The sequence below is a fragment of the Prosthecobacter fusiformis genome (assembly GCF_004364345.1).
In the GTDB taxonomy this organism is placed as follows: Bacteria; Verrucomicrobiota; Verrucomicrobiia; order Verrucomicrobiales; family Verrucomicrobiaceae; genus Prosthecobacter; species Prosthecobacter fusiformis.
Genome location: NZ_SOCA01000001.1, coordinates 832,546 through 855,038 on the forward strand (window position 1 = coordinate 832,546; position 22,493 = coordinate 855,038).

Sequence of the window (22,493 nt, forward strand, 5' to 3'; positions counted from 1 at the left end):
TACAGTTCACTTGAACTGCATTAAGCGTAACTCTATTCTTCCTCACCCCCAATGCTGAAGAAATCTGCCGCCAAGTCCCCTGCTCCCAAAGCTGTCACCGACGTCATCCAGGTCCGTGGTGCCTGGCAGAACAATTTGCAGGGTATCGACCTGGATTTGCCCCTGGGAAAGCTCTGCGTGGTGACCGGTCCCAGCGGCTCAGGGAAGTCATCACTCGCCTTTGATACCATCTATGCGGAAGGCCAGCGCCGGTATGTGGAGACCTTCTCCCCCTATACGCGCCAGTTTTTTGAGCGCATGGATAAACCAAAGGTGGATGCCATCCATGGGATACCACCGGCCATTGCCATTGAGCAGGTGAATAACATCCGCTCTACGCGCAGCACCGTCGGCACCATCACAGAGATCAATGATTACCTGAAGATGCTCTTCCCGCGCTTGGCGGAGGGCCAGTGCCCGGAATGCCACCGCCCGGTGAAACCGGAAACCCCGGAAAGCATCCAGCATGAACTGCTAACCACTCATGCAGGCCAGCAGGCGATGATTTGCTTTGGCGTACCCGTTCCTGCGGGGACCGCAGTCGAGGATTTCTTCACCTTCCTCCAGGGCCAGGGTTATCTGCGCATCTGGCTATATGGAGAAGCCATTCGCACCGATGAGCCGGGAGCCATGAAAGGACGCAAGCTGCCCGCCATCGCCCTTGTCATCCAGGATCGCCTGGCCCTCGAGCCTAACCAAAAGTCACGTTTGAGCGAAGCCATCGAGGCCGCCCTTCGTTTGGGAAAAGGCCAGATGACGGCAGTCTTCTCAGAATCGGCCAGTGGAGCCGTCTCGTCCTTCTCCACCGACTGGCGCTGCGCTGATTGTGACATCCAGCTCCCGCCGCCGACCCCCGGCCTCTTTTCCTTCAACAGTCCCATCGGTGCCTGCCCCACCTGCAAGGGGTTTGGCCGCACTCTCGGCCTGGACCTCCGCAAGGCGATGCCGGATGAATCGCTCAGCATCCGGGACGGCCTGGTCAAAGCCTTCAGCGGCAGCACGTATCGCGAAAGCCAGGATGATCTGGAGCGTGCGGCGAAACGCAAAGGCGTAGATCTGGATACCCCTTTCGCAGACCTGCCTGACGATGAGCAAAAATGGGTGGTCGAAGGTGTGGGCAAAGATCCTGAAGCCGCCTGGCAGGATGGCGAGTGGTATGGCGTTAGAGGCTTCTTCAAATGGCTGGAAGGACGTGCCTACAAGATGCATGTCCGCATCTTTCTCAGCCGCTTCCGCGCTTATACCACCTGTGCGGATTGCGATGGTGGCCGCCTGAAAAAGGACGCTTACAACTTCCGCGTCGGTGGCCAAACCATTGCCGATCTCTGGAACCTCCCTGTCACCGACCTCCTGCCCCTTGTGCAAAGCTGGGCTGTGACACCCGGTGATAATGCCACCCAGATGCTGCGTGATGAAATCGGCGGTCGCCTCAGTTATCTGGACCGGGCCGGCCTCGGTTACATTCACCTGGACCGCCTCACCCGCACACTCAGCGGCGGGGAACTGCAACGCGTCAACCTAACCACATGTTTAGGAGCATCATTGGTCAATACGCTCTTCGTTTTGGATGAGCCCAGCATCGGCCTCCATCCCCGGGATATTGGCCGCCTCATCGGCGTCATGGAAGGCCTCCGCGACAAAGGCAATACTCTCCTCGTCGTCGAGCATGAAGAGTCCGTGATGCGTGCCGCAGATCACGTCATCGAGATCGGCCCCGGACGCGGGGACAAAGGCGGTCGCCTCGTTTATGACGGCCCCTTGAGCGGCCTGGAAAAAATGGAAGGTTCCCTGACTGCCGATTACCTCACCGGCCGCAAAACCATCCAGGTACCGGACAGCCGACGCTCCATCAAAAAAGCACCCCGGTTGCAGATCAAAGGTGCCCGTCAAAACAACCTTAAAAACCTGGATGTCGAAATTCCCCTCGGCGTCTTCTGTTGCATCACCGGCGTCTCCGGCTCAGGCAAAAGTACCCTTGTGCATGAGGTTCTGTATCGCAATCTCCAGCGCCTACGCGGGGAAGTGGGCGAGGATGAACCAGGGCGCGTGCGCTCCATCAGCGGTCATGAAAAGCTCAGCCAAGTCATCATGGTGGACCAGTCTCCCCTGGCCCGTACTCCCCGCAGTACACCTGCGGTTTATGTCGGTGCCTTTGATACCATCCGCACCCTCTTTGCGGAGAGTGAGGATGCTAAGGCACAGGGCATCACCCCTGGATTCTTCTCCTTCAATTCAGGCGAGGGCCGCTGCGAACGCTGCATGGGCAATGGGTTCGAGAAGATCGAAATGCAGTTCCTTAGCGACCTGTATGTCACCTGCCCGGAGTGTGAGGGAAAGCGTTACCAGCCTCATGCCTTGAAGATTCGCCTGCATGACAAAAGCATTCACGATGTCCTCGGCCTAACAATTGAAGAATCGGCCGAATGGTTTCTCCACATGCAGGCACCGGCAGGCAATGGCAATGCGCGCGCAGATGCCTCATTCATCCGCAAGGCCCGCCAAGTCGCAGATCAGCTTGCCATTCTCGTCGAGGCCGGTCTCGGTTATCTAAAGCTCGGCCAGCCCTTAAATACGCTTTCCGGCGGCGAAGCCCAGCGCCTGAAACTCGTCGGTCATCTGATTGAGAGCGCCTCTGAAAAAGACGCTGATATGAAGTCCGCCCTGCTGCTCCTGGATGAGCCTACCACGGGGCTTCATTTTGATGACATCGCCCTGCTGGTGAAGCTCCTTCAGCGCCTCGTTAATGAAGGTAACAGCCTCCTTGTCATCGAGCACAATGTGGACGTGATCCAATGCGCCGACTGGGTCATTGATCTGGGTCCTGATGGTGGTGCCATGGGCGGGCAGCTCGTCGTGGCAGGCACCCCGGAGCAAGTCGCCGCCTGTGAGCAATCCTGGACCGGAAAATACCTCGCGGAAAAGTTTGGCGCAGGCCGTGCAGAGACACGAGTTGCTGAAAGAGCGGCTGAATACCAAGTCCGCAAAAATGCCGCCCCCATCGTCGCCACGCCGAATACCATCAGCATCCGCGGTGCCCGTGAGCATAACCTCAAGAACATCTCCATTGAGATTCCTCGCGACCAGTTTGTGGTCGTGACCGGGCTCAGCGGCAGCGGTAAATCCTCCCTCGCCTTTGACCTCGTTTTTGCCGAAGGCCAGCGCCGTTTCCTCGATAGCATGTCCGTCTTCGCCCGCACCTTTGTGGAGCAGATGGAAAAGCCGGAGGTGGATGTCATCAGCGGCGTTCCTCCCACTGTCGCCATTGAGCAGCGAATCTCTCGTGGAGGGGGTAAATCCACCGTCGCCACCGTCACAGAGGTTTATCATTTCCTCCGTCTTCTCTTCGCCAAGCTCGGCACCCAATACTGTCCGAAATGCGACGTGCCCGTGCAAAAGCAAAGCCTCAGCGCCATCACCCAGACCGTGGTGGAGCGTGCTAAAAAAGGCCCGTTGCAGATCCTCGCGCCTTTGATCAAGGCCCGCAAAGGTTTCCATACGGAGGTGGCCGAAGCTGCCGCTAAACAAGGCATCACCCTCCTCCTGGTCGATGGACAGTTCCGCGAGACCGCCAACTTTCAGCGACTGGAGCGGTTCAAAGAGCACAGCATCGATGCCGTCGTCGGTGATGTTAAAAAAGGCACTTCTGCCCTGGAGCTGCGACCTCTTTTGGAAAAGGCCCTGAAGATGGGCAAAGGGACCCTCAAGCTCTGGCTTCCAGGCAACACATCGCAAGTGCTCAGCACTGAGATGAGCTGCCCTAAATGTGACCTCTCTTTTGAGGAGCTGGACCCGCGTCTGTTCTCCTTCAACAGCCCACACGGCTGGTGCCCGACCTGCCGAGGATTCGGTTTTAAAGTGTCTTCCAATGGGGCCACTCCACGCCGCGATGACATCTCCAAGCTGGAGGCCGAAATGGAGGAGGAGCGCCGCCTATCCCGCAGTGAAGATGACGATGAAGAAGACAACGTCCGCACCCTCTGCCTGGAGTGTCACGGCTCACGCCTCAATGAAACGGCACGCTATGTCCGCCTGCAGGATTTCACTGTCCCGGACATCAATGCCAAGTCCGCTCTGGATGCCGCCGAATCCGTCAAAAAGCTCAGATTCAACGGCACCGAAGCCGTCATCGCCCGTGACATTATGGCGGAGATCGAGCAGCGCCTGCATTTCATGAAGGAAGTCGGCCTGGGTTATCTCCAACTCAACCGCAGTGCCGATACCCTCAGCGGGGGCGAGGCCCAGCGCATCCGCCTCGCCGCCCAGCTCGGCAGCAATCTGCGCGGCGTTCTTTATGTCCTGGATGAGCCCACCATCGGCCTGCATCCACGGGATAATGAGCGCCTGCTCGATACCCTCGTCGCCCTGCGAGACAAGGGAAATTCCCTCCTCGTTGTTGAGCATGATGACGACACCATGCGCCGTGCCGATACCATCATCGACCTCGGGCCGGGAGCCGGGCGCTTCGGTGGCGAGGTCATCTCTCAGGGCAATCTCGCCCACATCCTCAAGGATAAAAAAAGCGTTACTGGCCAGGGCCTGCGCAATCCCTTCAAACATCCCCTCCAGGGTCAGTGGCGTGACCTCCCTGCCGCTAGAAGCAAGGACGGCTGGCTGAAAATCCTGGGGGCCCACGCCAATAACCTCAAGAACATTGACGTCCAGATTCCTGTAGGCCGCCTTACCGTCATCACCGGCGTGAGCGGCAGTGGAAAAAGCACTTTTCTCCATCAGGTGCTCTTCCCCGGCATGAAGAATCTCCTCAGCAAGGAGAAGAAACGCAAGTCCGTCAACCAACCCTGGAAAACCATCACCGGCGCAGAAAACTTCGGCTTCGTCTATGAGGTGGACCAGTCCCCCATTGGCAAGACCTCGCGCTCCTGCCCCGCCACTTACGTGGGGGTCTTGGATGACATCCGCAAGCTCTTCGCCCAGGTCCCTGTGGCCCGTGCTCGTGGCTACGATGCCGGGCGATTCTCCTTCAATACTGAAGGGGGCCGCTGCGAAGCCTGCCAGGGCAATGGCAATGTGAAGGTGGAAATGAACTTCCTTCCCACCACCCGCGTGCATTGTGAGATCTGCAACGGATTGCGTTTTAACTCCGCCACCATGGAGATCGAATACAACGGAAAAAACATCGGGCAGGTGCTGAAGATGAGCATCACCGAGGCCGCAGAATTCTTCGCCCATCAGCAGCGCATCGCACGCCCCTTGCAGCTCCTGGCTGATACCGGCGTTGGATACTTGCAGTTAGGCCAGCCCAGCCCCACCCTCAGCGGTGGCGAGGCCCAGCGAATCAAGCTCGTCACCGAGCTCAGCGGCGGTGTCTCACGCTCCGCCACCGAAAAAATTCGCGGCCTGAAGAACCAGAAGAAGAACCTCTACCTCATTGAAGAGCCCACCATCGGCCTCCACATGTCCGATGTCGGCCGTCTCATCGACATCCTCCATCGCCTCGTCGATGATGGCCATACCGTCGTCGTCATTGAGCATCACCCCGATATCTTCGCCGAGGCTGATTACATCATTGATATCGGTCCTGAAGCGGGCGTGGACGGCGGACAGGTCGTCGCGTCAGGCACTCCGCTGGAGGTCTCTCGCCACAAAGTGAGCCGCACCGCTCCCTTCCTGAAAAAGATCCTCACTCCGTAACTCATCCTAAGCCATGCCCTCCAGGGCGTGGCGTTTGGGAGCCTCAATGAAAAGCGTGCCGATCTGGCCACGCTTCCCTCAAGAGCAAGGACCTCAGCTTCCTCCAAAGAATCCGCCCAGTTTGCGAATGCGGGTTGGATGACGGAGTTTCCTCAAGGCCTTGGCCTCAATCTGGCGGATGCGTTCGCGTGTGACCTGGAACTGCTTGCCCACTTCCTCAAGTGTACGGCCCGCACCATCCACAAGGCCGAAGCGCTGTTCCAGCACCTCGCGCTCACGCGGATTCAGCGTATCCAGCACGTCGCGGAGTTTGTCACGCAGCAGGTTCATCGCGGTCAGTTCCATGGGGTCATGGGCTTCCTTGTCCTCAATGAAATCGCCAAATTCAGTATCGCCATCACTGTCACCCACCTTCGCCTGCATGGAAACGGGTTGCTGCGCCATGCGCAGGACCGCGTTCACACGTTCCACCGGCAGATGGATCTCCTCAGCAATCTCTTCCGGAGTCGGGTCACGGCCCAGTTCCTGGACGAGCTGCTTGTTCACCCGCATCAGTTTGTTGATCGTCTCGATCATGTGCACCGGGATGCGGATGGTCCGCGCCTGATCCGCAATGCTACGGGTAATGGCCTGACGGATCCACCACGTGGCATACGTGGAAAATTTATAGCCGCGACGGTATTCAAATTTCTCCACCGCACGCATCAGGCCCATATTGCCCTCCTGGATAAGATCCAGAAAGGAGAGGCCGCGGTTGGTATATTTTTTGGCAATGGAAATCACCAGCCGCAGGTTGGCCTCGATCATCTCCGTCTTCGCACGGGTGGACTCCGCCACGCAACGGCGTGCATCGGCAGCGATCTGGCGGTATCCTTCCGTATTCTGCCAGGCCTGAAGTTGGAACTGATGCAGGGCTTCATTGGCCAGATCATTCTTCGGATGCTGGCGGAGCTCATGTTCCAGTTGCTCCATCTCGCGCAGCTTTTGCTGGATAAGAGCCACGAAGTCCTCATTAATCTTCTGCTTAAAGAAGAACTTCGCACACAGTTTAAAAAAGGCGCTGCGGGCGTTGTTGAAGGCCTCCCTGGTGGAGTCTTTCTTTTTTTCAGGGGCCTTCGTATGGGCCACGTAAAGGTCCGAGGTCTTCTGATAGCTGTCCCGAGCCTGCTCAAGGAGAGGCGTCAGTTTCTTGAAATAATTGTCTCGTTCTTCTGCCTTGCGGTCAATCACGAGCCGGTCAAAGCGCTCCAGCCCATTGGCCAGACTTTCGGCAAACTGAAGAAAGTGGCGCGCCACAAAGCCGACATTTTGCAGGCAACTCAACAGGCTGATTTCTGCCTTTTCAATGCGTTTGGAGATCTGGATTTCCTGGTCCCGCGTCAACAAGGGCACCTGGCCCATTTGGCGCAGATACATGCGCACAGGATCATCCAGGCTGTCCAGTTTTGTATCCGCCCGCTCGCTGGTGGCCGATTCCTCCACGGCACGGGCCAGCAATTTCATGGCTGTCTGGCCAGTGAGATCGCCTTCCTCCACCACCCGAATTTCCATGGCCCTCAGGCGGCTGATCACCTCGTCCATCAGGTCAGGGGTGACGATGCCGAGAGGCAGCGCCTCATTCACATCATCCCACGTCAGATGGTCCTGGTCCTTGGCCAGGAGGATCAGAGTGCGCAAGCGTGCCTGCACCTCAGGTGCGTTGATGTCATCATACACCACCGTCGGTGTCGGCGGGGTAAAGCTGGACTTCGGCGGACGTCCGCGCTTGCGCTTCATCGGCTGTCCGTCAGGACCTACCTCAGAGGCTTCGCCTGAGCGGTCGCTCACAGGATGAATGCGTGGACGTCCTCGACCACGCTTTTCTTCCTGAGCTGCAGCACGGGATGGGGCGGCAGCGGGGGATGAAGAGGCGGTCTTGCCGTTGGTTGACTTTCCGGGAGCTGGTTTTTTGGGGACGGCCATAGAGACGCCGCGGATTCCTAGGGGGTAAATGACAGCCCGGTTAATGGGCTAAGAAGGGTGAATATCTTGGCGGCATCCATATGGTCAAGACAATCTTTGAATTAGCAGGTTTCTGAGGGTGCGCTTATGGATACAGCAGATATCGTTGCCGTGCACTGCGGAAAGAGCTTACCCAGCCATTCCACCCGGAAATAATACGGCTAGCAGGCACTCCCCGACGCAGGTCCCGATAAAGGGATTCACTACCATAAACTTTGTGGAAAAGATTCAGTTTTGATCCGCTCATGCGGCTGAGCACCTTGCCGCCGGTCAGCCGGTTCAGTTCCCCCAGCAGCATCACGTCCAGCGCCGTCAGGTCCGCCTGGGCACGGGGATGGATGTTTAAACGCACCCCGCCGAAACCGTTGCGGGAATAAGGGCTGAAGCTCACCCCAGGCACATTCCACCGCTGGCAGGCCGCCATCATCGCCTGCGGATCCACCCCACTACCGCCCGCATACCCGAATGGGTTTTCCGTGCCGATCCCAATATCCACCGCAGAACCGCCGCCCAGGATACCTGTGGCCACATAGTACTGCGGCGATGTGGCATACGGGATGTTGGGAGAAGTCCGATACCACCTCAGCCCTGTATCCTGCCAGACCATGCTACGAGTCCAGCCCTGCATTTTCACCACGTTTAAACGCGGGGCGCGGGTGATCCAGCCCTTGCTCCCCGTCATCATCGCCAGTTCCCCTGCCGTCATCCCGTGCACATAGGGAACCGGGATCTGTCCCACAAAAGACTTCCATTGGGATTCCAGCGGCGGTCCTTCCACCCTCCAGCCCCCCATGGGATTCGGCCGGTCCAGCACCACAAACTGCTTGCCGTTTTCCGCACACGCCTCCATCGCCACCGCCATGGTGCTGATGTAGGTATAACTTCGGCAGCCGATGTCCTGGAGATCGAATACCAGCACATCAATCGGAGCCAACATCTGCGGCGTCGGCTTCCGGGTAGGGCCATAAAGCGAGTAAACCGTCAGCCCGGTCACACTGTCCCGCCGGGTGCTGACATGGATACCAGCCCCAATGGTCCCGTCGATGCCATGCTCCGGGGCATAGAGCGCAGTAAAGGATGACCCTAGCGCCCGCTGCATCACCGTACGGGTCATTTCACCACGCCCGTTTACGCTGGTGTGATTGGTGATCAGCCCCACCCGCTTGCCTCTCAGCAGATCAAAATTTCGCGAAGCCAGGAAATCAATCCCCAGCATGAAGGGTCCCCCCTGCTGAGGGGGCATCGCCTGCGGCATCTGGCTCACCTGGCATCCGGTCAAAAACGCAGCGCCAGAAAGGAGAAAGGAACGTCGGGAACCCATGGCCACGACAGAGGCGTTGCCAGCCTCATGGGTCAAATGGAGAATCGTTTTCTGGGTAGATGCAAAGACATCCAATCCATCTTTATCTTCTCACACCGCGCCCGGTTTCAGCCAATAAAGTACGCTCATGCGCACTGCGATGCCGTTTTCCACCTGCTGGTTGATCAGGCTCTTCTCGTAATTCATGCCCTGATCCGTGATCTCCACGCCGCGATTGACGGGCCCAGGATGCATTAGCCATAGGCCGCGCTCCCTCAGGATCTGCACTCGGGCATCTGTGAGACCGTAATTTTTATGGTATTCGGCGGCGCTGGGGAAAAAGGGTTCATCCATGCGCTCGCTCTGGACGCGGAGGAGATAAACCACATCCGGCTTCCACTCCAGGGCATCCGCCCAGTTTCCAAAAAGCTTCACCTCTTCGGGTGTCTCGCGCGGCATCATGGAGCCGGGAGCCAGGTAAGAAACGTTCATGCCCAGCCGACGGAAAATCAGGCTGGTGCTGCGGGCCACGCGGCTATGCTGAATATCCCCGACAATGAGCACCCGTGCTCCCCGCATATCCTTGAACTTTTCACGCAGGGTAAAGGCATCCAGCAGCGCCTGTGTCGGGTGAGCATGCCAACCATCACCTGCATTGATCACGCTGGCGCGAGTATTTTTGGCGATCAAACTCGGGGTTCCTGACTGCTTGTGTCGCACCACGATGTAATCTACCCGCATGGATTCCAAGGTCTCGACTGTATCCAGCACCGACTCGCCTTTGACCACGCTGGACGACTCAATGTCAAAATGGGTCACGTCCGCAGAAAGGCGGTTGGCCGCCACTTCAAAGGAAGATCGTGTGCGTGTGCTCGGCTCATAAAAAAGTGTCAGCACCGTCTGCCCTTTCAGCGTCGGCACCTTCTTCACACTGCGTTTGAAGAGGTCCTTAAAAGGCACGGCATTGGCCAGGACAAACTCGATTTCCTCATTCGTCAGGGAGGCGATGTCCAGGAGGTCTTTGCGTGGGGTGATGCTCATGTAGTTTTCTGTGGCCAGGGTCTGACAAAGACTTCGTCGCGTCCGTCGCCATCGGCGAATCGCACGCTCACTCGTTCGTTCGGCGTCAGGTCCACGCGGATCCCGGCATAGTCAGGTTGTAATGGCAGCTCACGGCCTGCACGGTCCACCAGCACCGCAAACTGGACACAGCGCGGCCGCCCAAAATCCAGCAGCTCATCCAAAGCCGCGCGGGAAGTGCGGGCGGTATAAATCACCTCGTCACAAAGAATGACGACAGCGTCATCAAGGTCAAAGCCCAGTTCAGATCCCTCCAGCTTGGGCAGCACCGTCATCGTCTGCAGGTCATCCCGATATTGGGTGATGTCGATTTTACCAAAATCCACCTCCCGCCCCCGTGCACGCAGGCGCTCAGCCAGAGCCCGGGCGAAGGGGACCCCACGGCGGTAAACGCCAACGAGGGCAATCTTTTCCTCGCCTTTCCAGCGGGCATCCATGGCTGCCGCGATTTCATCCAGGCAACGCGCCACCCCAGCGGCGTCCAGAAGTTGGCGGAGTTTGTCAGGCGGTTCAGTCACACCCTGAGATGAATGCAGGGACGCGTAAGCGTCAACGGGATTTCATCCACAAGCCACGAAGCCGGGCGGGTAAACCTTTCGTTCGCCTCAGGTTCATTCCCCGCCCAGCATCACCGCTGCATTGTGCCCGCCCATGCCGGAGGCGATCTTTAGCACCCGCTGAGGAGACGCCGGAACGTTTAAAGAAAGGCCCTCAGGACAAGTAAGCCCCGCCAGATTCCCCGGCAGCCCGCCCCGGCGCAGTGCCTCCGCCATCAGCGCCACATCCAGCAGACCGCTGGCCCCCAGGGTATGGCCCGTGAAAGGCTTCAGCAGCAGCAACGGCGGCACTGATTCATAGGCCCGATGCAGGGCATTCATCTCCGCCACAGCGTGATTCGGCGTCCCGGTGGCATGCGGGCAGACCAGATTCGGTTTATCAAAACCCGCCAGCAATTCAGCCAAGCCCGCTCCATCCTCCGGGATCACCAGGGAATCATAGGCATCACTGTTGGCTCCATATTGCAGCATGGCAGGCCCTGCACCCCCAGCCTCCAGAGTGATCGCCACGCCTGCTTCCCCTGGGTGAAAACCACTCGTCGCAGGGGATAGCGGATCATTCATCCCATTCTTGGAAAGCAGACGCGTATCCTCGAAGTCGCGCAGCAGTTCCGGGTATAAAGGCAGGTCCACCGCCACCACCAGTACGCGTTGCGTCATTCCTGCCTTCATCGCCATCCAGCCCAGGCCCAGCGCATCCAGCCCCGCCGAGCATCCATTCGAAATCATCTGCCAAGGCCCGTGGATACCCAGTTCGATGCTGACTGCCGCAGCGATCTCGCTATGCAGGGTGTTGCTCGCGCTGAATCGCCGTGAGGGCCGCCGCCATGCGTGGCTACCCAGCAGTTCACCTGCATTGCCACGACTGCTGGCAGCAAAGAGCCAGCACTTGCGTAGTTCCTCCTCGCTCCATCCCGCCTTGGCCACCGCCTTTCTGGCCACTTGCACTGCCAGATTGCTTGCCGCCCCATAGCGGCGACCTTTCAGCAAACTGCGGTCCGCGATCCTTCCTGCCAGCAGACCATCACAGTGTGTCAGTCCGCTCCTTCCCGCCGTCCACGTGGCCAGACTGGAATCCAAAGTATCTCCCAGGGCACAGGCGGCCTCGGCAGCAGTGATGGCGATGCGGCTCACAGATCAAAAATCTTTCCTGGATTCAGCAGACACTGCGGATCCAGCGCTCGTTTGATGCTCCTCATCAGTTCATAGCTCCCATCTCCCAATTGCCGCCGCACAAAGGCTTTCTTGGCCAGCCCCACCCCGTGCTCGCCCGTGACCGTCCCGCCTAGGCGCAGGGTTTCATTCACGATCTCCTCCAAGGCTGCCTCCACCCGGTGCATTTCTTCATGGTCTCTTTCATCGGTCAGGAAAGTCGGGTGCAAATTACCATCTCCCAAATGGCCAAACGTGCCCACCTTCAGGTTATGGCGTATGGCGCATTCGCGGATGTAGGTCACCATGTGGGCCAGTTCCGTGCGTGGCACCGTTACATCTTCCAGGATGGTCGTCGGCCTCACCCGCGCCAGGGCGGAAAAGGCATTGCGCCGGGCGGAGGCCAGCTTCGCGCCCTCTGCTTCATCCGCCGCCGCACGCACTTCACGGGCACCGTTCAGGCGCGCCAGTTGCATCATTTGCTCCGCCTCTTCCTGGACCACGATGGGATGCCCGTCCGTCTCCATCAGCACCAGAGCCTCCACATCCGTCGGCAGGCCGATCTTGGCATAATCTTCCACGCATTGCACCGTCGTCCGGTCCAGAAACTCCAGCGTACAGGGAATGATCTTCGCCGCGATGATCGCACTGATCGTCTCCGCGGCAGATTCCAGCCGGTCATAGAGAGCCAGCATCGTCTTCCTGGCCACAGGCCGGGGCAACAGCTTGATGAGAACCTCGGTGATGATCCCCAGTGTACCCTCGCTGCCGATGAAAAGATCCTTCATCGAATACCCGGCTACATCCTTCACACACTTGTTGCCCAACCACGTCAGTGTCCCGTCCGGCAGCACCACCTGCAGGCCCATCACATAGTCCCGCGTCACCCCGTATTTGAGGCCGCGAAGACCGCCACTATTCTCGGCCACATTGCCTCCGATGGTGCTGATCTTCATGCTCCCGGGGTCCGGCGGATAAAACAGCCCCACCTTCGCCGCAGTGTCATCGATCTCCTTGGTGATCACCCCGCACTGCGCACGCATGGTCAGGTTTTTTTCATCCACCTCCAGGATCTTGTCCATCTGCACCAAACAGATCACCAGGCAGCCTTGCATAGGCACGCTCCCGCCGCTCAATCCCGTTCCAGATCCTCTCGTCACCACAGGGATGTTCGCTTCCCGTGCCAGCTTCACACAAGCCGCCACTTCTTCAGAGGTCTGTGGGAAAACCACTGCGCCAGGTTTTACCTTCAGCGCAGCCGTCCCGTCAAAGCTGTACGGCAGGATGTCCTCGGCCTCAGTCAATACACGGTCCGGGGAAAGCAGGGCGCGAAGAGTCTCCGCATGGTTGGCAGTGATGGAATTCACGCCCGCACTTTTGGCGAGTCCGCCGGACAAGGCAACTGGCCAGCGAATGCTTTATTGCCTGCTTTAACCTCTGTCCAACCCATGGATCACATTGAAATGCATCGCGGCCTCAACTTATTCCATCCTGCAGCCCGCTTGAATTCTGCCATACAGGCCTTTTAGTGAAAAAGCCCTTTATCCAGTTCCCTTATGATCTCCAAACTCCCCTCCTGGATCTGGGCAGGAGCATGGGCTTTGGCCTTCGTCGCAGGCATGGTGAATGTCGTTGGGTTATTAGGTTTTGAGCATCAGGCAGTCACTCACCTGACCGGCACCACCTCCATGCTCGCCGCAGCGGTGGCCGAGCTGGATGGGGCTTCGGCACTCCACCTTGCCGCAGTACTTTTCTCCTTCATGGCAGGCACTGTCTTAAGCGGCTACATCATCCAGGACAGTACCCTCCAGCTAGGCCGCCGTTATGGCATCGCGTTGTTGCTGGAATCCTTCCTTCTGTGCCTCTCGGTCCCGCTGTTGAACTGGGGCAGCCCGTCCGGAATGTATGCCGCCTCCTGCGCCTGTGGTCTTCAGAATGCCATGGTCAGTGCTTACAGCGGTGCAGCTATCCGCACCACCCACCTGTCCGGCATGTTTACAGATCTCGGCATCTTCCTCGGCCACTTCCTCAGGGGTTTGCCTGTGGATTCACGCCGTCTCTGGCTGTGCGTGCTCATTATTTCCGGCTTCTTCTGCGGCGGCATCGTCGGTGCCTTGGCCTTTCGCTGGATCAGCTATTCCGCCCTGCTTATTCCAGGAGTACTCACGGCCTTAACAGCAGCCGGATACATCCTGCATCAATGGCGCACCCGGCCTGCTGGCTGAATCAAGCCTCAATCAAGGATGTCCGGCAAAGCCGCGCGTACAGTCCGCCCTGGCTCACCAGCTCATCGTGGGTTCCTTGTTCAATGATCTGGCCACGCTCCAGCACATAAATCCGGTCCGCATGCCTGACTGTGCTTAGGCGGTGGGCGATCACAAAGCTCGTGCGGTTTTCCATCAGCCGATCCAGGGCAGTCTGGATTTGCCGTTCTGTCTCTGTGTCCACGCTGGCTGTTGCCTCGTCCAGCAGCAGGATCGGCGGATTTCGCAAAAGCGCCCGCGCGATGCTGATGCGCTGCTTTTCCCCCACACTCAGCTTCACTCCGCGCTCTCCCACCCGTGTATCCAGGCCTTTGTCCAGCCGCCTCACAAAGGCATCCGCATTGGCACTCTCCAATACCTGCCACAGCTCTTCGTCAGTGGCATTGCGTCGGCCAATCACCAGATTCTCCCGCACCGTCCCATTGAAGAGAAAACTCTCCTGTGTCACATACCCGATGCTGCTTCTCAGCCAGGCCTTGTTCAATTCATGAACCGGCGCTCCGTCGATGGTGATCACACCTTCATCGTATTCATAAAAACGGGTTAGCAGGTTGATCAGCGTGGACTTACCAGCCCCGGTCGGCCCCACCAGGGCGATGGTCTGCCCCGGCTGCGCTTCCAGGCGGATGCCGTGCACCGTCGGGATTTTGCCACCATAGCTGAAGCCCACGTCTTCATACTTCACGTGCCCTTTGATCTCCGTCAGCTTGCGGCCTTCGGTCGTATCCGTTTCAGGTTCGGTATCCAGAATATCGAAAACACGCTCACCAGCAGCCCGCCCTCCCTGAATGATCTGGTTGAGCTGATGCAGTTGCTCGATGGGGTCGTAGAAAAACTTCAGCAGCAGGAGGAAAGCCGCCAGATCCCCTTTTTCGATGCGCCCTTCCATCAGTCCTTTCGCGCCCACCCACAGAACCAGCACCATGCCGAAGCTGGTCAAAAAGTGCATCCCGGGCCGGTACATGGCCCAGATGCGCATCACATGCAGAGAGGCCTGTTTCAGCGTTTCACTCGCTCCATTAAAACGGGACAGCTCCTCTTTCTCCATCGCGTAGGCTTTGATCTGGCGCATCCCGGCCACGTTGTCATGTAGTAGGCTGTTCATGCCGCTGCTGGCGCGCCTCACCGCACGATGCCGGTCCTTGGATGTGCGCGTATAGGCCATTGCTCCCGCAGCTAAAAAAGGGATCGGCACCAGCGCCCACATCGCCAGCGTTACATCCGCTTGAAACATGAAGGCACCCACCACCGCGATCTGGATCACCGCCACCAGCCCCTGCTCAATGCCATCAATCAGCACCCGCTCCACGCTCGGGATATCCTCCCCCACCGTGGTCATGATGTCTCCCGTCGGGCGGTTGTCGAACCACCTCAGCGGCAGTGTTTGCAGCCTCTGGTAGAGATCACTGCGCAGGTCATAGATCACCTTCTGCTCAAAGGTATTGTTTAGCATGATGCGCAGGCTGTTAAACAAATGCTGGGCAAAATACGCCCCCAGCGCCATGAGGATCAGCGGGGTCAGTCGCTCCCATTGCGCCTTCGGCACCACCACATCCAGCACCTCCCTCGTCACTGCGGGGAAAACCACCACCATCAGCGTACCCGTGATAGCACAAAAAAGCTGCGCAGCAGCCATCACCGGATAACGGCGCAGGTAGGAAAAGACGCGAAGGATGGTTTTCAAGGCAAAGGTAGGGAAGAGAGGAATACGTTTCGTAACCCTGATTGGTCCGCATGACAATCAGGGAACAAAACTTGCCGCCTTCTGCTCACTCGCCTCAACCTGCCTGGTGGGCCTTCAAAAATGGAATCAGTTCATCGACCCCAAAATCTGCCAGCACCTCGCCATCCCAGTCCATGGTCGGTGCCTTGCTCTGCCCAGATAGCGCGATCATCTCCTTCATCGCCTCCGGATTTCCTGAGACGACCACCCGTTCAAACGGCACCTCATTCGCCTCCATGTAAGAGATCACATCATCACACCACGGGCAGCCAGTTTTCACATACAGGATCGGAGTCATAAGATTACAAAGAGAGGTTGGTTTCTCTTCTAGCATACGCATCCCACTTCTTCCATGGTTCCCTTCATGACTGACCTCACTGCGTCTCCCGTCACCGATCCCCTCAGCATTTATCGTTATCGCGATGGCCTTTATGCCGTGGATCTGGTCACTGCCGCCCTCAGCCTGGATTTCTTCACCTGGCTCGCCGCCCATCCCTCCACGCTCGCGGAAATCTGTGTCCATCACGGCTTTAAAGAGCGCCCCGCTGATGTGATGATGACTCTCTTCGTCACCAATAGCTGGGTGCGCTGCAATGGCTCCACCTTCCACCTCACGCCCACCGGCCAGGAACACCTCTGCTCCGGCTCAGAATGGTTCCTCGGGCCTTATTATGCTTCCCTGCATGACCGGCCCATCGCTCGCGATTTCATCCAGGTCCTCCGCACGGGCAAACCCGCCGGCTGGTCCGGGGACAAAGCTGCCTTCGACTGGCATAAAGCCATGGAGCAGGAAGACTTCGCCCGCAGTTTCACTGCCGCCATGGATTGCCGTGGCCGTTACCTGGCCCAGGCATTGGCTAAAAAACTCGACCTCACCGGGCGCAACCGCCTGCTCGATATCGGCGCAGGCTCCGGCATCTATGCCTGCTCCATCGCCGCGCAGCATCCTCATCTGAGCGCCGTTGTCTTCGACCAAGCCCCCGTGGACCGCATCGCCGGAAAACTCATCACTGAGCGTGGCTGCGCAGATCGCGTCACCGTCACCACGGGCAACATGTTCGATGGCCTCCCCACAGATTGTGATGTCCACCTCTTCTCCAATGTCCTTCACGACTGGGATGTGAATGAGGTGCGCCAGTTGCTGGCCATCTCCCACGCCTCTCTTCCTCCTGGTGGCCTCCTCATCATTCACGATGCCTTCATCAATGCGGATAAAACCGGCCCTCTCCACGTCGCCGAATACTCCTGCCTGCTCATGCACTCCACCCAGGGAAAATGCTATAGCACAGGCGAATACGCAGCCCTCCTAACGGAGGCCGGTTTCACCCCTGGCGAATACCAGGATACCGTCGTCGGGCGTGGTTTCATGCTCGCCACCCGTGGTTAAATCACCGCAGCTCGGTCCCAGCAGCGCTTTTTCTGCGATAAAAAGCAAAGTCGCGCGCCCCTGGCACGTCTCTGATACGCACATGAAATACACCCTCATCGCTTCGCTCCTCTTTTTAGCCTCCTTCGCCCAGGCGGAAACCACCGTCACGCTCGAAGGCGTGCACAACTGCTGCAAAGGCTGCACCAACGGCATCGTCAAATCCGCGGCTGGCATCAAAGACACCACCGTCACCGCCGAGGGCAAGACTGTCACTATCACCGCTAAGTCCCAGGCCAACGCCAAAAAAGCCGTCGCTGCCATCATGGAGGCTGGATATTACGGCAAGCCTTCCGATGAATCTGCCGCTCCTAGCGCATCCTCATCTGCTAAAAAACTCACGGATGTCACCGTCACCGGGGCTCACCTTTGCTGCCAGAAATGTGTCAATGCCATGACCGCCGCCGTCAAAGACGTCCCCGGTGTCACCGGATACACCATCGAAAACAAAGCCAAGACCTTCACCGTCCAGGGCGAATTTACCGAGTCTGACCTCCTCGCCTCCATGAACAAGGCTGGTTTCCACGGCACAGTGAAGTAAGGCAGCTCCGGCATTCACTCGCGGTAATCCGCAATTCGATCTCCGGTCACCTCCCCAGGTGCTCGGAGATTTTGTTTTCCCACGGGACCTCAGCCACTCTCCGCCCAATGCATCCCCCTCTTGCCCTACGCGCCCCCTTGGTCTAGTCTCTCTGCCCTTTTCCCGAATTTCCCATGAGCGCCGAGCCAGCCCCCGCCAAAAATTACAAAGACACCGTCCTCCTGCCGAAGACCGATTTCCCCATGAAGGCGGACCTCGTCGCCCGGGAGCCTCAGCGTCTGGCCAAGTGGCAGGAAGGCAAGCTTTACCAGCGCATCCAGGCCCAGTCCAAAGGCAAGCCCACCTTCATCCTTCATGACGGCCCACCCTTCGCCAATGGCGACGTGCACATGGGCACCGCCCTGAACAAGATCCTCAAGGACCTCATCGTGAAGTCCAAGACCATGGCCGGCTTCCACGCGCCCTTCATCCCCGGCTGGGACTGCCACGGCCTGCCCATCGAGTTCAAAGTTGTCAAACAAGCCGCCGGTCTCACCCCTGTGGAAGTCCGCCAGCGCTCCGAGGCAGAAGCCCGCAAATACATCGACATCCAGCGCAACAGCTTCAAGCGCCTCGGCGTCTTCGGCGACTGGGAGAACCCCTATCTTACCCTCAATCCCGGTTATGAAGCCGGGATCCTTCGCACCTTCGGCAAGGCCGTGGAGCAAAACCTCGTCTATCGTATGAAGCGCCCCGTCCTCTGGAGCTACGGTGCCCAGACTGCCCTCGCTGAGGCTGAGGTCGAATACAAAGAGAAGACTAGCCCCGCTGTCTTCGTCAAATTTGCGCTGCCAAATGACTCCGCCCTCGTCATCTGGACCACCACCCCCTGGACCCTCCCGGCCAACCTCGCCATCGCCCTCCATCCGGAGTTCGAATACACCGCCGGCACCTTCATCCACGAAAACGGCCGCACGGAAAAACTCACCATCGCCACCTCCCGTGTCGAGGCTTTCTCCGCCAGCACCGGATTCAAGCTCGATGCCGAGCAGCCCGTCACGAAGCTGAAAGGCAAGGACCTCGCAGGCCAGGAAGCGCAGCATCCCTTCCTCCCCCGCACGTCCAAAGTCATCAACACCCTCTTTGTCACCGATGACACCGGCACCGGTGCCGTCCACATCGCCCCAGGCCATGGCGCGGACGACTATCAAGCCGGGCGGGAGCACGGTCTCGACATCCTCTCCCCGGTGGATGCCGATGGCAAATACACCGCCGAGGTCGGCCTGCCCGAGTTCGTCGGCAAACACGTCTTCCAGAGCAATGAAGGCATCATCGCCCTCCTCGAAGAAAAAGGTGCTCTCTTGGGTAACGAAAAGTATGTCCACCAGTACCCTCACTGCTGGCGCTCCAAGACGCCCATCATCTTCCGTGCCGTCGAGCAGTTCTTCATCAAGATCGACGACATCCGCGCCCGTGCCCTGACCGAGATCGACAAAGTCACCTGGCTGCCCGCTTGGGGACGTAACCGCATCTACGGGACGGTGGAAAGCCGCCCGGACTGGTGCATCAGTCGCCAGCGCACCTGGGGCGTCCCGCTTCCCGTCTTTTACACAGCGGAAGGCACCATCATCATGGACACCGCCATCATCGGTAAGGTGGCTGACATTGTCGAAAAACAGGGCACCAATCTCTGGTTCGAAAAAGACGACGCCTGGTGGGCGGACGCCGTCGGCCTGCCTGCGGACACCAAGCGTGGAAACGACACCCTCGACGTCTGGATCGACTCCGGCTGCAGCCACGTATCCGTGCTCGATCAGCACCCCGAGCTCCATGCCCCGGCTGACATGTACATTGAGGCCACCGACCAGCATCGCGGCTGGTTCCAGAGCAGCCTCATGATGAGTATCGTCGCCCGCAATGCCGCTCCATATAAGAGCGTCATCACCCACGGCTTCGTCGTGGACACCAGCGGCAAAAAGATCAGCAAGAGCGACCAGGGTGCAGCAGGCAAAAGCGCCAAACCCATGACCGCCGACCACTACTACAACACCTACGGTGCCGATATGGTCCGCCTCTGGGTTGCAAGCGTGGACTACCAAAACGAGGTGCCCTTCTCTGAAGATCTCTTCAAACAGAACAGCGAAAACTACCGCCGCATCCGCAACACGTTACGCGTCTTGTTAGGCAATCTTCATGACGAGCCCAAAAATCAGGAATCAAAAAATCCAGGTTCGACTCTAATCGACCGCTGGATACTCGAGCGTCTCCATACCCTCACCAAGGACTGTGTGGAAGCCTACGCCACTTACGATTTCCGCAAAGTCTTCACCCTAGTGAACCAGTTCATCACAGGCGACCTCAGCTCCCTGTACATCGACATCACCAAGGACCGGATGTACTGCGATGCGGCCGACAGCCCGCGCCGTCGCGCCACCCAGGCAGCCATCCGCGAAATCACCGAGACCCTCTGCCGCCTCCTCGCTCCCATCCTTGCCTTCACTGCCGATGAGGCCTGGGAGCATCTGGGTCATGCGGACAGCCTCCACATGGAGCTCTTCCCACAGCCAAATCCCGACTTCGCCCCCAGCGAGGACGCCGCCACAGCCGTGGATCAGCTCCTGCAGGCCCGCGCCGTCATCCAGCAGGCCATCGAAAAAGCCCGTCAGGAAAAGAAAATCGGCTCTAACCTCGAAGCCACCGTCTCCCTCACCCTTCCAGAGAAAGGCTTCGACCACACCGTCTTTGGCGATCTCGGAACCCTGCAGGAATTCTTCATCCTGAGCGACCTCAACATCACCAAGTCCGGCACCGACCTCGCCGCCTCCGTCACCGTCTGCACCAACCCCAAGTGCGCCCGCTGCTGGAAGCTCCTCCCCGATGTCGGCACCGTCGAAGCGCACCCAACCCTCTGCGTCCGCTGCGCCGAAGCCGTGAGTTAATCACTGTTTGTGGCGCCCAGACTTCAAATAAGTCTGGTTGTCACACCCCTCTGATTTCAAAGAACTCATTTTATCTGGAATGAAATTCTTGGCCCTTTGCCAAATCCAGCTACAATGAGTGCTCACATTCCCCATGCCGCTGTGGTGAAATGGTAAACACAGCAGACTTAAAATCTGCTGGGAGGTAACTCCCTTGCCGGTTCGAGTCCGGCCAGCGGCACCCTTGTCTTAAAAGGGTAGGCAGACTTCCACCCTTGCCCTGCCATGGAAGATGTCTTTTGATGCGCACGTAGTCCCTCATTCATGCGTCTTCTGCTCCGCTCCCTATCTGTCCTCCTTTTCTCTACCCTGGTCATACGTTCTGTAGAACCGACCAACGCCAAAGAACTGGCCGAGAAAAAAGTCGCCGCTCAAAAGGACCTGTCTGAAAAATTCGCCCTCTGGAAAGCCACTCTTCCACCTGAACAGCAGGCCTGGGAAACCGTTTTGGAGGAAAACCTGGGCATGGGTTTTTATCTCCCTATTTATCAGCGGGAGAAACTGGAAGGCAAAGTCACCGCCTGGGATTACGTGGAGGATGATCCCAAGCTCCCCCGCGTCCTGCTGATCGGGGATTCCATCTCACGGGGATATACCCTGGCCACCCGCAAAGCCCTGGCGGGCACGGCCAATCTTCACCGTGCCCCGGAAAATTGCGGCCCCACTACCAACGGCCTCAAAAAACTGTCCATTTGGTTAGGCCAGGGCAAATGGGACATCATTCATTTCAACTTCGGCATCCATGACCGCAAGACTCCCCTGGCCGATTACGAGCAACGGTTGGACGCCATTGCCACCCAACTCAAAGCCACCGGTGCCACAGTCATCTGGGCCAGCACCACACCCGTGGCTGAAGGCGGTATGAAAGACGCTACCAATGCCGATATCATCGCCCGCAACGAAGTCGCCGCGCGCGTCATGCAAAAGCACGGCATCAGCATCAACGATCTTTATACCTGGATCCAGCCTGACCTGACCACGCTGCAAAACCCCAAAGACGTACACTTCAGCAATGCTGGTTATACCCGCATGGCCGAAAAGGTCGCAGGCTCCATCACCAAGATCATTCCCACACTCACCACGGTCAACACCGCCATCATCCCCGTCGGCAAACTGGAAAAGGACGGCTACGAATGGGAGCAGCGTCATGCCGAGGTCATGGAGATCAAGGACAGCATCAACCCCGAAATCATCCTCATTGGTGATTCCATCACCCATTTCTGGGGCGGTCAGCCAAGTGGCGACAAAAAAGGCACCCGCGGCACTGAATCCTGGCATACTCTTTTCAGCGACCGCCGCGTGCTAAATCTCGGATTCGGATGGGACCGCACTCAAAACGTCCTGAAACGCATTCAGTTAGGTGAACTCGATGGTCTTACCCCCAAGACTATCATCATCCACATCGGCACGAACAACACTTCCAAGACCGTCAATGCCCGAAACAATACCCCGGCAGAGATCGCTGAAGGCATCACTCTCATCATTGAAAAAGCCCAGACCAAATGCCCCGGTGCAAAGATCATCCTTATGGCCATCTTCCCCCGTGGAAAATCCGCCACCGAACCCAGACGTGCACTCTTGAAAGACATCAATCAACGCTTGGCACCACTGGGCAGCAAACCAGGCGTCACCTTTCTCGACATCACGGAAAAGTGGCTGGAACCCGATGGCACATTGTCCAAAGACATCATGCCCGATGGCGTCCACCCCAGCCAGAAGGGATATGCCATCTGGGCGGAAGCCTTGAAAGCACACCTGCCATAGCCAGACGTTGTGGACGACCGTGCATGACTATTGCAGACTC

General features: G+C 58.2%; 14 protein-coding genes and 1 tRNA gene. 7 read left to right on the forward strand and 8 right to left on the reverse strand.

The genetic code is table 11. The features are described 5' to 3' along the window. Nucleotides 1-51: 51 nt before the first annotated feature. Nucleotides 52-5,688: an excinuclease ABC subunit UvrA gene (uvrA, locus tag EI77_RS03165; protein ID WP_133793297.1), complete on the forward strand. Its 5,637-nt coding sequence runs from the start codon at nucleotides 52-54 to the stop codon at nucleotides 5,686-5,688. 93 nt (nucleotides 5,689-5,781) lie between these two features. Here uvrA and rpoD read toward each other — a convergent pair whose 3' ends face one another. The 6 genes from rpoD to EI77_RS03195 all read right to left on the reverse strand — a co-directional run bounded on the left by rpoD (nucleotide 5,782) and on the right by EI77_RS03195 (nucleotide 13,145). Continuing rightward, nucleotides 5,782-7,650, reverse strand: a complete 1,869-nt coding sequence (gene rpoD / locus EI77_RS24060; protein WP_133793298.1) for an RNA polymerase sigma factor RpoD — start codon at nucleotides 7,648-7,650, stop codon at nucleotides 5,782-5,784. 124 nt (nucleotides 7,651-7,774) lie between these two features. Further along, complete coding sequence (locus tag EI77_RS03175) at nucleotides 7,775-9,010, reverse strand: exo-beta-N-acetylmuramidase NamZ family protein (RefSeq protein WP_133793299.1); 1,236 nt, start codon at nucleotides 9,008-9,010, stop codon at nucleotides 7,775-7,777. A gap of 90 nt (nucleotides 9,011-9,100) precedes the next feature. Beyond that, on the reverse strand, nucleotides 9,101-10,030 hold the full coding sequence (locus EI77_RS03180; RefSeq protein WP_133793300.1) for an aspartate carbamoyltransferase catalytic subunit: 930 nt from the start codon (nucleotides 10,028-10,030) through the stop codon (nucleotides 9,101-9,103). Then, nucleotides 10,027-10,587, reverse strand: coding sequence for a bifunctional pyr operon transcriptional regulator/uracil phosphoribosyltransferase PyrR (pyrR, locus tag EI77_RS03185; RefSeq protein WP_166647001.1), 561 nt, complete (start codon nucleotides 10,585-10,587; stop codon nucleotides 10,027-10,029). Before pyrR ends, EI77_RS03180 begins: the two co-directional genes overlap by 4 nt. Before the next feature lie 93 nt (nucleotides 10,588-10,680). Continuing rightward, nucleotides 10,681-11,760, reverse strand: coding sequence for a beta-ketoacyl synthase N-terminal-like domain-containing protein (locus EI77_RS03190; RefSeq protein WP_133793302.1), 1,080 nt, complete (start codon nucleotides 11,758-11,760; stop codon nucleotides 10,681-10,683). After that, the gene (locus EI77_RS03195) at nucleotides 11,757-13,145 is read right to left on the reverse strand and encodes an FAD-binding oxidoreductase (protein WP_133793303.1); all 1,389 of its coding nucleotides are present in this window, start codon (nucleotides 13,143-13,145) and stop codon (nucleotides 11,757-11,759) included. Before EI77_RS03195 ends, EI77_RS03190 begins: the two co-directional genes overlap by 4 nt. Nucleotides 13,146-13,334: 189 nt before the next feature. Here EI77_RS03195 and EI77_RS03200 point away from each other — a divergent pair, with 189 nt between their 5' ends. Then, entirely contained in the window at nucleotides 13,335-14,003 is a 669-nt protein-coding gene (locus EI77_RS03200; protein WP_133793304.1) for a YoaK family protein, read from the forward strand. Between the two features lies 1 nt (nucleotide 14,004). Here the strand turns inward: EI77_RS03200 and EI77_RS03205 are convergent, their stop codons facing one another. Continuing rightward, nucleotides 14,005-15,726 carry an ABC transporter ATP-binding protein gene (locus EI77_RS03205; RefSeq protein ID WP_133793305.1) on the reverse strand — a complete coding sequence of 574 codons (1,722 nt, stop codon included), beginning with the start codon at nucleotides 15,724-15,726 and terminating at the stop codon, nucleotides 14,005-14,007. A 94-nt stretch (nucleotides 15,727-15,820) separates the two neighbouring features. After that, nucleotides 15,821-16,063 (reverse strand): glutaredoxin family protein, encoded by a 243-nt coding sequence (locus EI77_RS03210; protein WP_133793306.1) that lies wholly within the window; start codon nucleotides 16,061-16,063, stop codon nucleotides 15,821-15,823. A gap of 66 nt (nucleotides 16,064-16,129) precedes the next feature. Here EI77_RS03210 and EI77_RS03215 point away from each other — a divergent pair, with 66 nt between their 5' ends. The 5 genes from EI77_RS03215 (at nucleotide 16,130) to EI77_RS23715 (ending at nucleotide 22,453) form a co-directional block, all read left to right on the forward strand. Then, nucleotides 16,130-17,152, forward strand: a complete 1,023-nt coding sequence (locus EI77_RS03215; protein ID WP_208300254.1) for a methyltransferase — start codon at nucleotides 16,130-16,132, stop codon at nucleotides 17,150-17,152. Between the two features lie 82 nt (nucleotides 17,153-17,234). After that, nucleotides 17,235-17,732, forward strand: a complete 498-nt coding sequence (locus EI77_RS03220) for a cation transporter (protein WP_133793308.1) — start codon at nucleotides 17,235-17,237, stop codon at nucleotides 17,730-17,732. A 173-nt stretch (nucleotides 17,733-17,905) separates the two neighbouring features. Continuing rightward, the gene (gene ileS / locus EI77_RS03225) at nucleotides 17,906-20,650 is read left to right on the forward strand and encodes an isoleucine--tRNA ligase (RefSeq protein ID WP_133793309.1); all 2,745 of its coding nucleotides are present in this window, start codon (nucleotides 17,906-17,908) and stop codon (nucleotides 20,648-20,650) included. A 135-nt stretch (nucleotides 20,651-20,785) separates the two neighbouring features. Continuing rightward, nucleotides 20,786-20,870 (forward strand) — tRNA-Leu (locus EI77_RS03230). An 83-nt stretch (nucleotides 20,871-20,953) separates the two neighbouring features. After that, nucleotides 20,954-22,453 carry an SGNH/GDSL hydrolase family protein gene (locus EI77_RS23715; RefSeq protein ID WP_243838649.1) on the forward strand — a complete coding sequence of 500 codons (1,500 nt, stop codon included), beginning with the start codon at nucleotides 20,954-20,956 and terminating at the stop codon, nucleotides 22,451-22,453. Nucleotides 22,454-22,493: the final 40 nt, after the last annotated feature.